Source organism: Streptomyces sp. NPDC059003, assembly GCF_042740445.1.
GTDB lineage: Bacteria > Actinomycetota > Actinomycetes > Streptomycetales > Streptomycetaceae > Streptomyces.
This window is the reverse complement of record NZ_JBHYJH010000240.1, coordinates 1-10,792: the sequence shown is the minus strand read 5'-3', so window position 1 is coordinate 10,792 and position 10,792 is coordinate 1. Positions and strand designations below refer to the sequence as shown.

Here is a 10,792-nt window from a genome sequence, read left to right as displayed (position 1 = left end):
ACCCGCCCCCTCCCGGGGGCGGGTGGGCGGGGGAGACGTGGGTGCGTCAGGATGGCGGGGTGATGAGTGAGACGTGTGGTGTGGGGCTGACGTATGAGGGGACTTCCCGGGTTGCCGAGGTCGGGGAGTTGACGTTGCGTTATCACGAGGCGGGGCCGGCGGAACCGGGGGCTCCGGTTCTGGTGATGCTGCACGGCGGAGGGCCGGGCGCCTCCGCCTGGTCGACCTACGGCGAAACGCTGCCCGCCTTCGCCGAACGGTTCCGGACGCTCCTGGTGGACCAGCCCGGGTTCGGCCGGTCCGCGAAGCCCGAACTGGACAAGGACTTCTACTCGTTCAGCGCGGACGCGGTGGCCGGGCTCATGGACGTACTGGGCATCGAGCGTGCGCACTTCGCGGGAGTGTCACTCGGCGGCGGCACCTGCGTCCGGATGGCACTCGACCACCCCGACCGGGTGGGCAAGCTGCTCCTGACGGCCCCCGGCGGCCTCGCGCTCAACCTGTTCTCGGCCGACCCGTCGGAAGGCGTACGCCGCCTCATCGACTTCCAGGTCACCCCCGACCCCACCCGCGACCGACTCCGCGCGTTCCTGACCGCGCTGGTGCACGACCCGTCGTACGTCACCGACGAACTCGTCGAGGAGCGCTACGCGCAGGCCCTCGCCCCCGAGGCCCGCCTCGGCGCCCAACGCGTCGGCGCGGCGTTCGCGACCTGGCCGCAGGGGGCGGCGCTCTGGCGCGAGGCGCACCGCGTACCGCAGCCGACGCTCCTGATGTGGGGCCGCGAGGACCGGGTGAACCCGGTCGACGGCGCGTTCGTCGCCCTGAAGGCGATGCCCGACGCCCGCCTGCACGTCCTCCCGCGCTGCGGCCACCTCGTCCACGTGGAGAGGGCCGACGAGTTCCGGCGCGTCGCCCTCGGCTTCCTGGGGGAGTAGGAACGGACGATGACTGCCGCGATCAGCTTGCGAAAGATCGAGGAGACGGCCCCCGCGCTCGTCAGCCTCTACAAGTCGGCGGGCGCCTCGCTCGGCCGGCACGGCCTCGACGGGGAGCGGGCCGCCGTCTATCTGGTGCTCGACTACTCCGGCTCCATGCGCCCGTACTACGACGACGGCAGCGTCCAGGCGCTCGCCGACCGCGTCCTTGGCCTGTCCGCGCACCTGGACGACGACGGTGTCGTACCGACCGTCTTCTTCTCCACGGACGTGGACGCGGTCACCGACATCGAGCTCGCCCGCCACCACGGCCGCGTCGACGAGATCGTGGCCGGGCTCGGGCACATGGGAAAGACCAGCTACCACCTGGCGATGGACGCCGTCATCGACCACTACCTGGACAGCGGCGCGAGCGCCCCCGCCCTCGTCGTCTTCCAGACCGACGGCGGGCCGATCAGCAGGGCCGCCGCCGAGCGGTATCTGTGCAAGGCGGCGAAGCTGCCGATGTTCTGGCAGTTCATCGGGTTCGGCGATCCGGACAGCAAGCAGTTCGACTATCTGCGCCGCCTCGATGAGCTCGCCGTGCCCAAGAAGCGGCCCGTCGACAACGCGGGCTTCTTCCACGCGGGGGAGAAGCCGCGCGCGCTGTCGGACGACGCCCTGTACGACCAGCTGGTGCGGGAGTTCCCACAGTGGCTGAAGGCGGCGCGCGCGCTCGGCATCACCACCGGGCCTCACACCGCCTGAGCGCCGCTCACGTCACCATGCGCTCCCGCAGCGCGACGAGCGTGCGCGCGTCCAGGCCGAGCCCGCGCGTCAGATAGCCGCCGAACCCGCCGTAGTGCTGGGTCACTTCGGCGAGCGCCGCGTCGAGGTAGCCGGTGCGGACCTCCTGGAGCGGAATCAGCAGGTCCGGGTTCTGCATCATGCCGGTCTGCTCGAGCGTCTCGCGGACCTTCGCGTCGTACGCCGCGCGGAACGCGTTCGACGCCAGATAGTCGTCGACGGCGGTGCGCTCGGGAACGCCGAGCGCGCGCAGGAGCACGTACGTCGTCCAGCCGGTGCGGTCCTTGCCCGCCGTGCAGTGGTACAGCAGGGGGGCGCCGCCGTCGGCGATGTCGCGCAGTGTGGCCGCGAACACCGCCCGGTTCGCGGCGTCGGTGACGAACGTGCGGTAGGCGTCCCGCATGAACGCCTCGGCCCGCCCGCCGCCGAGCAGTTCCTCCTGCTTCACCGGGTCCCGCGAGCCGATGGCCGTCATGATCCGCTGGAAGAGCCCGTTGTCGGTGACCGGCCTTGCCGTGGCGGTGAGCCCCGCCGGGAGCCGGTCGGGCCCGTCGAAGCGGACCTCGTCGGCGATCCGGAAGTCGACGACCCGCCCGAGGCCGAGCCCGGCGAGCGCCGTGACGTCCGCGTCGGTGAGCCTGCTCAGGGCGTCCGCGCGGTAGACCCGGCCGTGCCGGACCCGCTCGCCGTCGTAGGTGCGGTAGCCGCCCACGTCACGGACGTTGACGGCACCCTGGAGGGGGATGTGCCGGATCTGCCGTACGTCAGGGGCCGCGTCGTACGCGTCGTACCCGTCGTACGCGCCGTACGTTTCGTGCGCCTCGTCCGCGGCGGACGAGACGTGGGCCGCCGCGGGCGTGGCGCCCAGGACGAGCACGGTGACCGCGGCCGTGGCCGCGGCGAGGGTACGAGTGATGCGCATGGGACCGCCCTCCCGACCAGGTGATGGGTTCGGCCGGTGCGGACGGTAGCGACGGAATCTTGAAGGGGGAAGGCGCGCCCCCTTGATTATTTGACGGGCCGTCAGTAGGCGGGCGCCGGGGCGTGCCCGCGTGCGTCAGTCGGCGGTGAGGCGGGCCGCCGCCCGCCGCTGGCGCTCCGCCGCCCCCGTGAGGAAGCGGATGACGGTCTCCAGCTCCTCCGTGGTGAACTCCTCGTACAGCTCGCCCACTTCACGCCCCCAGTCCTCAAAGGTCTCCGCAAGGGCCGCGAGCTTCTCCTTGCGCAGCTCGACCAGGACCCGGCGCTTGTCGGTGGGGTGCTTGACCCTGCGCACGAAGCCCTTGTTCTCCAGGCGGTCGACCAGGCCCGTCACCGACGCGGGGGCGAGGCCCGTGCGCTGGGCGAGGTCCTTGGCGGTGAGCGGCCCGTCGCGCTCCAGGAGGTCGAGCGTCTTGCTCTCGGTCGCGTTCAGCCCCTGCCGGGCCGCGATCGCCGAGTGGAACATCACGGTGACGGCGCTGTTCTCGCGGCCCGCGACGGTCAGGCGGCGCAGTACGTCGGCGCGGTCGTCCTCGGTGCCCGGGTGGCGCGCGGCATCGCTCTCGCTCATGTGCGGAGCGTAGCAAGAAGTTCGTTCGATCGAACGAAAGACTTGTGATCACGACGCGGCCCGTGCAAGTCTTTCGTTCGGTCGAACGAAATAAATCCGATGAGCCCCAGGAGCCGTCATGACCGCCTCCCTCGCCACCTCACCCACCGACGGCGCGGCCGCCCCGTACCCGCGGCGCTGGGCGGCCGCCGCCGTGATGATGGTCGCCGCCCTCATGGACCTGCTCGACGTGACGATCGTGAACGTCGCCATCCCGTCCATCGGCCGCGACCTCGGCGCGTCCGAGAGCGACCTGCAGTGGATCGTCTCCGCCTATCTCCTCGGCTTCGCCGCCACCCTGATCGTCGCCGGGCACCTCGGCGACCGCTACGGCCGCAAGGCCCTGTTCCTCGCGGGTACGGCGGGCTTCGGCCTGGCCAGCCTGGCCTGCGGCGCCGCCCAGTCGCCGGGGCAGCTGGTGGCGGCGCGCGCCGTCCAGGGCGTCATGGCCGCGCTCCTGATGCCCCAGGTCCTCGGCTCCTTCCGCACGCTCTTCCAGGGCAAGGAGCGCGGCGCGGCCTTCGGGATGTACGGGGCCGTCTCCGGGTTCGCCTCCGCCGTCGGGCTGCTGCTCGGCGGGGTGCTCACGGACGCCGACCTGTTCGGCTGGGGCTGGCGCTCGGTGTTCCTGGTGAACATCCCGGTGGCCGTGGCGACCTTCGCGGCGGGCCTGGTCCTGGTGCCGCGCACCCGGGAGCGGTCCGCCGGGCGGCCCGACGTCCTCGGCAGCGTCGTCCTCGCGGGCGCGCTCGTCGCCGTCGTCCTGCCGCTGGTCCAGGGTCACGCGGGCGGCTGGCCGCTGTGGGGCTGGGGGTGCCTGGCCGCGGGGGTGCTCACGCTCGCGGGGCTCGGCGTGGTCGAGGGGCGGCGCCGCTCGGCCACGGTCGTGCCGCTGCTTCCGGCGCGCGCCTTCGGGCTGCCCGCGTTCTCCGTCGGCATCCTCGTGCAGCTCCTCTTCGCCGCCGGCATGACGGGCTTCTTCCTGGTCTTCGCGATCTGGCTGCAGGGCGGCGAGGGCTACACGCCGCTGCAGGCCGGGCTCGTCACCGTCGCCTTCTCCGTCGGCGGCTTCCTGACCGCGCCCGCGGCGGACCGGCTGGCGGCGCGGTTCGGGCGGCTCGTGCTGGTGGCCGGGGCGCTGCTGATGGCGGGGGGCTTCGCCTGGGTGTGGGGCGCGGTCGACGGGTCCGGCGCGGCGCACACCGGGGCGTGGCCGCTGGTGCCGGGGCTCGTCGCGGCCGGCGCGGGGCTCGGCTTCCTGGTCGTGCCGCTGGTGAACGTGGTCCTCTCGGCGGTGCCCGCCGACCTCGCGGGCGGCGCGTCGGGGATCTTCTCGACCGCGCAGCAGTTCGGCGGGGCGCTCGGCGCGGCCGTCATCGGGACCGTCTTCTTCGAGCACGTCACGCCCGGTACGCGGGCGGGGCTCACGGACGCGCTCAGCGCGGCCATGCCGTGGGTGACCGCCGGATTCGTGCTCTGCGCGGCGCTGTGCCTGGCGCTGCCGCGCCGCGGGGTGGCGCACGACGTGTGAGCTGCGCCGCACGGCGCGTAAGCTCGGCCGTGTTAAAGTGGTGCGTTGCATTTTTGGTACCCAGAACTTTATGTTTTTCCGGTCTTGCCGGATCGGATTCCGGTCTCTCCGGATGGGGCTTATTGCGGCGCTGGGGTTCCACAAATCGGTGGTACTCCAAAATCTGCCCCTGTTGAGGAGATTGACATGGCAACCGGCACCGTGAAGTGGTTCAACGCGGAAAAGGGCTTCGGCTTCATCGAGCAGGACGGCGGCGGCCCCGACGTCTTCGCCCACTACTCGAACATCAACTCGAACGGCTTCCGTGAGCTCCTGGAGGGCCAGAAGGTCTCCTTCGACGTCACCCAGGGCCAGAAGGGCCTGCAGGCGGAGAACATCACCCCTGCGTGACCCGCGCCTCGTAGCCGCGTAGAACGCGTGGAAGGGGCCCGCACCGATTGCCGGTGCGGGCCCCTTCTCGTGCCCGTACGCCCGTATCTCTCGTACTTCTATGTCATGTCCGCATCACGTATCGCACTCCAGGACCGTCCGGCACAGCCCGCAGCGCGCCCGCAGGCGCCCCCGCGAGGGCAGCCGGATGCGCTGGTGGCAGGTCGGGCAGGGGAAGGAGACCCGCAGCGGGCCCGACGCGTCGGGCGGTGAGAAGGAGTAGGGGACACCGGGCCGCGGGCCCGACGAGGTGCCGTGGTCCAGGGCGTACCGCCGGTCCTTCGCGTACCGGCGGCGGCCCGCCCAGCCCGCCGCCGTCAGCGGCGGCTGCTGCTCGTCGCGCCGGGCCTGCGCGAGCCCCTTCGTGTACGCCGTGTACGCCTGCGGGCTGGTGAACCAGGTCTCCGGGGCCTCCCCGAACGCGAGCGCCCGCTTGGCGAGGACGTACCCGAACTCCTCCGGCGTGAGATAGCCGAGCTTCTGCGACGACGCGCCGTCCTCGCGGTAGGCGTCCAGGAGCAGCCAGCCCGCGCCGAGGTACGTCGTCGCGGTGTCCGTGAGGATCTCGTTGTCGCGGGTGCCGGGGAACGTCAGGTCGAGGCGGTGCAGATAGACGTGCATCACCTCGTGCGCGAGGGCCGCGCCGATGTCCCTGCGGTGGCGCCGGAAGCGGTCGTTCAGCTCGATGAAGTACTCGGGGCCCGCGGCCAGTTCGACGTACGCCGCGTGCTGCATCTCGCGGAACGACACGATCATCCGGGCGTCCGGCAGGCGCAGGTGCCGCACCATCTCGCGGGCCACGCGCTGCACCCCGAGGTGCAGGTCGTCCGTGTCGCAGAAGGCCACGTCGGCGGGCGCGACGCTGGTGTCGAAGGAGTGCACGGTGTCGTACGAGAGCCGCCGGTACAGCGCGGTGATCGCCGAACGCACCGTCTCCAGATGTGGGTAACCGTGCTCCACAGGGCCGCCGTCCGGCACGCCGTCACCCCCTGAGCCACGGCGGGATCCGATGGCGAATCCCGCTGAGATCACCCCAACTCGTCCCCACTGTACGGGGGTTGTCCGCCGGAAAGACCAGTACGCGCGCCAACGGGTGGCCGAAAAGCGCCCCTTGTCGGCCGCGCGCGGGGCTCCTCATAATCCAACAACGCTTTGGCGGGCTCATGCCATGCACGCTCCGGCGCGTTCGGCAGGGGCCCGCCGCGTGCGCAACCCCCCACAACTCCCACGAAGGGACGCCCACATGAAGAGCAAGTTCCGTGGAGTGAAGAGAGCCGCCGTCCTCGGGTCGGTCGCCCTCGGTTTCGCCAGTCTGCAGCCCATCGCCGCCCACGCGGCCCCGCACCCCGGCCCCAACCCGGGCGAGAGCGTCGTCGGCGGCGTCCGTGCCGCCCAGGGCGAATTCCCGTTCATGGTGCGCCTGTCCATGGGCTGTGGCGGCTCCCTGCTGAAGCAGGACGTCGTCCTCACCGCCGCGCACTGTGTCGACGGCTCCGGCAACAACACGTCCATCACGGCCACGGGCGGCGTCGTCGACCTGCAGAGCCCGAGCGCCATCAAGGTCAAGTCCACCAAGGTCCTCCAGGCCCCCGGCTACAACGGCAAGGGCAAGGACTGGGCGCTCATCAAGCTCGCCAAGCCGATCAACCAGCCCACGCTGAAGATCGCCACCGACACCAAGTACAACAAGGGCGGCTTCACCATCGCCGGCTGGGGCGCCGCGCGTGAGGGCGGCCCGCAGCAGCGCTACCTGCTCAAGGCCACCGTCCCGTTCGTCAGCGACGCCGACTGCAAGACGGCGTACGGCAACGACTTCGTGCCCGGCGAGGAGATCTGCGCCGGCAAGCTCGCCCAGGGCGGCGTCGACACCTGCCAGGGCGACTCCGGCGGCCCCATGTTCCGCAAGGACGACGCGGGCCAGTACGTCCAGGTCGGCATCGTCAGCTGGGGCAACGGCTGCGCCCGCCCGAAGTTCCCCGGTGTCTACACCGAGGTGTCGACCTTCTCGGCCGACATAACCCGGTACGCCGGCCAGCTCTGACGGCCCGCTAGCCGCACCGTCGCAGCGGAGCCGGACCCCGAAACAGGGGGTCCGGCTCCGTTCGCTGTCCCCGCACCGGACCGGCCCCGCCCCCGCGCGGCGCCGTTAGTCCAACACCTTTCCCTCCTTTGTCCATGGGCGCGTTCGTCCCGCGCGGCGCATCGTGACCGTCACGAAAATCCACCGCACGGAGGGGTGCGTTCATGCCGCCGTCGAAGCCGTACCGCACGCCGGGCACGCCCGGCACGTCCGGACCGAGCCGCAGAGCCGTCGTCGCCACGGGGGCCGTGGCCGGACTGGGGGCGGCCGTCGGCACCGGCGCGCCCGCGGCGGCCGCCCCCGCCCCGTACGCCGCCTCGTCCGCCGTCGAGCCGTCGGCGGACGAGGCGGTCCTGCGCTCGGCCGCCCTCGAAGTCCGCGTCGCCACCGCCTTCCCGCGCGTCATCTCGTACACCGACCGCGCGAGCGGCGCCGTCCTGCACGGCCAGGCCGAGCCCGTCACCACCCTCCTCGTCGACGACACCGAACACACCCCGACCGTCACCGTCACCACGGCCGGGGACCGCGCCGCCTACACCCTCGCCCTCCACGGCGGCACCCGCATCGACGTCGAGATCACCGTCAAGGGCCGCCAGGTCCACTGGCGCGTCACCAAGATCCACGACACGGACGCGCTGCGCGTCGGCACCCTCAGGATCCCCGGCCTCGCCCTGCTCTCCGTACGCAGCGACCAGCCCGGCGCCGCGCTGCTCGCCGCCCGGATCCAGCTCGACAAGGCCAAGAGCGGCGACACCCTCGTCACCCTCGCCCCCGACACCCCCGCCCAGGCCCCCACCGGCTGCGCGTACGCCGTCGTCGCGCACGACCGCCTCGGCGGCGCGATCGAGACCAACACCGTCTACGACAAGCCCACCGCGGAGACCAGCTGGGACAACGGGCGCCTGTGGCGGCAGACGGTCCGCAAGGACGGACACACCGAGGCCCGCCTCACCCCCGGACAGTGGACCCACCGCGCCGCCACCGCGCCCGTCGACTCCTCCCGGGCCACCGAACCCCTGCCGTACGCCACCGTCATCGTCACCGGCGACCGCAACGGCGACGGCAAGGTCGACTGGCAGGACGCCGCCATCGCCTTCCGCGACATCATGGTCAACCCCCTCGGCGCCGACGCACAGCACCTGCGGGTCGTCCCGCACATCCCGTTCAACTTCGCGTCCCAGGCGACGAATCCGTTCCTCGCGACGCTCGACAACGTCAAGCGGATCTCGCTGGCCACCGACGGACTGCGCCAGTACACGCTCCTCAAGGGCTACCAGTCCGAGGGCCACGACTCCGCCCACCCCGACTACGCGGGCAACTACAACACCCGCGCCGGCGGCCTCGACGACCTCAACACCCTGGTCCGCGAGGGCGCCCGGTGGCACAGCGACTTCGGCGTGCACGTCAACGCCACCGAGTCCTACCCCGTCGCGAAGGCCTTCTCCGAGAAGCTCGTCGACAAGAGCAACGAGCAGTGGGACTGGCTCGACCAGAGCTACCGCATCGACCAGCGCCGCGACCTCGTCTCCGGCGACATCGTGCGCCGCTTCGCCGACCTGCGCCGCGAGACGCACCCCGCGCTCAACACCCTCTACATCGACGTGTTCCGCGAGTCCGGCTGGACCTCCGACCGCCTCCAGCGCGCCCTGCGCGACCAGGGCTGGACCGTCACCACCGAATGGGGCCATGGCTTCGAACGCTCCGCGGTCTGGTCCCACTGGGCCACGGAGACCGACTACGGCCCCGACACGTCCCGCGGCATCAACTCCCGCCTCATCCGCTTCATCCGTCACCACCAGAAGGACGTCTTCGCCGACAAGTGGCCCACGCTGCTCGGCATCGCCCGCATGGGCACCTTCGAGGGCTGGGTCGGCAAGACCGACTGGACGGCGTTCTACGACCTCATCTGGACCCACGCGCTGCCCGCCAAATACCTCCAGGCCCACCCCGTCAAGACCTGGACCGAGCACGAGATCGCCTTCTTCGGCGACGGCGCGACCACCGTCACCGACACCGGCGGCAAGCGCCGCGTCACCACCGGCGGCCACCTCGTGTACGACGACGGCGCCTACCTGCTGCCCTGGGAGCCCCGCAAGGCCACCGACCCCGCGAAGCTCTACCACTACAACCCCGGCGGCGGCCCCAGCAGTTGGACCCTTCCCCGCGGCTGGGCGGGCGCCCGCAAGGTGTCCCTGTACCGCCTCACCGACCAGGGCCGCGTCTTCGTACGCGACGTGCCCGTGCGCGGCGGCCGCGTCACCATCGACGCGCGGGCGGGGCAGCCCTACGTCGTCCACCGCACCCGCGCTCGATCCCTGCCCGACCCCGACTGGGGCCAGGGCACCCCGCTGCGCGACCCCGGCTTCCACGCGGGCACCCTCGACGGGAACTGGCAGGTCAGCGGCCCCGCCACCGTCGAACGCAGCGCCCTCGGCGACTATGAACTCGTCATCACGGCGGGCGCCGCCGCCACCGTCAGCCAGCGCCTGCGCCGCCTCAAGCCCGGCAGCTACGCCGCCTCCGTCCAGGTCGAGGTCGGCGAACGGGCGGGGGAGCGGCGCCGGGCCACCCTGGAGGTGCGCACCGCCGACGGCGTCACCGCCGCCAACTGGACGGCCACCTCCACCGCCGGCAACTACGTCGCCGCCGACCGCAAGCACGGCACCCGCTTCCAGCGCCTGTTCACCCACTTCACCGTCCCTGAGGGCGGCGGCCCCGTCCGGCTCGCGCTGCGCGCCGAGGCCGGGCAGGCACGGGTCCGCTTCGACAACGTCCGCGTCACCGCCGCCGTCCGGCCGCCGCGGCTCGCCCCCGGCGTCCTCGTCCACGAGGACTTCGAGCACGTGCCCCAGGGCTGGGGGCCCTTCGTCAAGGGCGACGCGGGCGGCGCCACCGACCCCCGCACCCACATCGCCCAGCGGCACGCCCCGTACACCCAGCGCGGCTGGAACGGCAAGGCCATCGACGACGTCGTCGACGGCGGGCAGTCCCTCAAGTCCCGCGGCGAGAACGAGGGGCTCGTCTACCGGACCGTGCCCCACACCGTCCGCTTCCGCGCCGGGCGGCGGTACCGGGTGTCGTTCCGGTACGAGAACGAGAAGGCCGGGCAGTACGCGTGGGTGACCGCCGTCGACGAGCCCGCCGCGCGGGAGCTGTCCCGTGAGGCGCTGCCCGTGGCCACGGAGCCGACGGTGTTCTCGTACGAGTTCACGGCTCCGGGGGAGGGGGAGGCCTGGGTGGGCCTGCGGAAGGTGGGGGCGGACGGGAAGGCGGAGGTGGTGGTGGACGGGTTCGAGGTCCGGGAGCTCTAGCCCTCGCGGGTGGCGCCCCAGACCCGCCCCTTTCCCGAAACCAGGGGCTGCCGCCCCTGGCACCCCGCTTTATCGGCGCTCCGCGCCTCGTCCTCAAACGCCGGACGGGCTAAAACCCTGCCGCAC

General features: G+C 72.2%; 9 protein-coding genes. 6 read left to right on the top strand and 3 right to left on the bottom strand.

Annotation, left to right across the window (positions count from 1 at the left end):
* Window positions 1-62: 62 nt before the first annotated feature.
* Together hsaD and ACFWZ5_RS41740 are read left to right on the top strand one after the other, a co-directional pair.
* The gene (hsaD, locus tag ACFWZ5_RS41745; RefSeq protein ID WP_384802895.1) at window positions 63-938 is read left to right on the top strand and encodes a 4,5:9,10-diseco-3-hydroxy-5,9,17-trioxoandrosta-1(10),2-diene-4-oate hydrolase; all 876 of its coding nucleotides are present in this window, start codon (window positions 63-65) and stop codon (window positions 936-938) included.
* Between the two features lie 9 nt (window positions 939-947).
* Entirely contained in the window at window positions 948-1,685 is a 738-nt protein-coding gene (locus ACFWZ5_RS41740; protein ID WP_384802892.1) for a VWA domain-containing protein, read from the top strand.
* Between the two features lie 7 nt (window positions 1,686-1,692).
* Here the strand turns inward: ACFWZ5_RS41740 and ACFWZ5_RS41735 are convergent, their stop codons facing one another.
* Together ACFWZ5_RS41735 and ACFWZ5_RS41730 are read right to left on the bottom strand one after the other, a co-directional pair.
* Window positions 1,693-2,646: a tyrosine-protein phosphatase gene (locus tag ACFWZ5_RS41735; protein WP_384802889.1), complete on the bottom strand. Its 954-nt coding sequence runs from the start codon at window positions 2,644-2,646 to the stop codon at window positions 1,693-1,695.
* A gap of 135 nt (window positions 2,647-2,781) precedes the next feature.
* Window positions 2,782-3,276: a MarR family winged helix-turn-helix transcriptional regulator gene (locus ACFWZ5_RS41730; RefSeq protein WP_384802886.1), complete on the bottom strand. Its 495-nt coding sequence runs from the start codon at window positions 3,274-3,276 to the stop codon at window positions 2,782-2,784.
* Window positions 3,277-3,394: 118 nt separating this feature from the next.
* On the opposite strand from ACFWZ5_RS41730, the gene ACFWZ5_RS41725 reads away from it, so the two are divergent.
* Both ACFWZ5_RS41725 and ACFWZ5_RS41720 read left to right on the top strand, forming a co-directional pair.
* The gene (locus ACFWZ5_RS41725) at window positions 3,395-4,846 is read left to right on the top strand and encodes an MFS transporter (protein ID WP_384802882.1); all 1,452 of its coding nucleotides are present in this window, start codon (window positions 3,395-3,397) and stop codon (window positions 4,844-4,846) included.
* A gap of 186 nt (window positions 4,847-5,032) precedes the next feature.
* A complete protein-coding gene (locus ACFWZ5_RS41720) occupies window positions 5,033-5,236 on the top strand; it encodes a cold-shock protein (RefSeq protein ID WP_384802879.1) in 204 nt (67 codons plus the stop codon).
* A 114-nt stretch (window positions 5,237-5,350) separates the two neighbouring features.
* Here ACFWZ5_RS41720 and ACFWZ5_RS41715 read toward each other — a convergent pair whose 3' ends face one another.
* The gene (locus tag ACFWZ5_RS41715) at window positions 5,351-6,253 is read right to left on the bottom strand and encodes a hypothetical protein (RefSeq protein ID WP_384802876.1); all 903 of its coding nucleotides are present in this window, start codon (window positions 6,251-6,253) and stop codon (window positions 5,351-5,353) included.
* 265 nt (window positions 6,254-6,518) lie between these two features.
* Here ACFWZ5_RS41715 and ACFWZ5_RS41710 point away from each other — a divergent pair, with 265 nt between their 5' ends.
* Both ACFWZ5_RS41710 and ACFWZ5_RS41705 read left to right on the top strand, forming a co-directional pair.
* Window positions 6,519-7,316: a S1 family peptidase gene (locus ACFWZ5_RS41710; RefSeq protein WP_384802873.1), complete on the top strand. Its 798-nt coding sequence runs from the start codon at window positions 6,519-6,521 to the stop codon at window positions 7,314-7,316.
* 203 nt (window positions 7,317-7,519) lie between these two features.
* Window positions 7,520-10,666: an endo-alpha-N-acetylgalactosaminidase family protein gene (locus tag ACFWZ5_RS41705; RefSeq protein WP_384802869.1), complete on the top strand. Its 3,147-nt coding sequence runs from the start codon at window positions 7,520-7,522 to the stop codon at window positions 10,664-10,666.
* Window positions 10,667-10,792: the final 126 nt, after the last annotated feature.

Excerpts from the sequence above, each read along its gene's own strand:
- ACFWZ5_RS41720 (WP_384802879.1), top strand. The coding sequence starts at position 5,033 with ATGGCAACCGGCACCGTGAAGTGGTTCAACGCGGAAAAGGGCTTCGGC.
- ACFWZ5_RS41705 (WP_384802869.1), top strand. The coding sequence starts at position 7,520 with ATGCCGCCGTCGAAGCCGTACCGCACGCCGGGCACGCCCGGCACGTCC.
- ACFWZ5_RS41710 (WP_384802873.1), top strand. The coding sequence starts at position 6,519 with ATGAAGAGCAAGTTCCGTGGAGTGAAGAGAGCCGCCGTCCTCGGGTCG.
- hsaD (WP_384802895.1), top strand. The coding sequence starts at position 63 with ATGAGTGAGACGTGTGGTGTGGGGCTGACGTATGAGGGGACTTCCCGG.
- ACFWZ5_RS41730 (WP_384802886.1), bottom strand. The coding sequence starts at position 3,276 with ATGAGCGAGAGCGATGCCGCGCGCCACCCGGGCACCGAGGACGACCGC.
- ACFWZ5_RS41735 (WP_384802889.1), bottom strand. The coding sequence starts at position 2,646 with ATGCGCATCACTCGTACCCTCGCCGCGGCCACGGCCGCGGTCACCGTG.
- ACFWZ5_RS41725 (WP_384802882.1), top strand. The coding sequence starts at position 3,395 with ATGACCGCCTCCCTCGCCACCTCACCCACCGACGGCGCGGCCGCCCCG.
- ACFWZ5_RS41740 (WP_384802892.1), top strand. The coding sequence starts at position 948 with ATGACTGCCGCGATCAGCTTGCGAAAGATCGAGGAGACGGCCCCCGCG.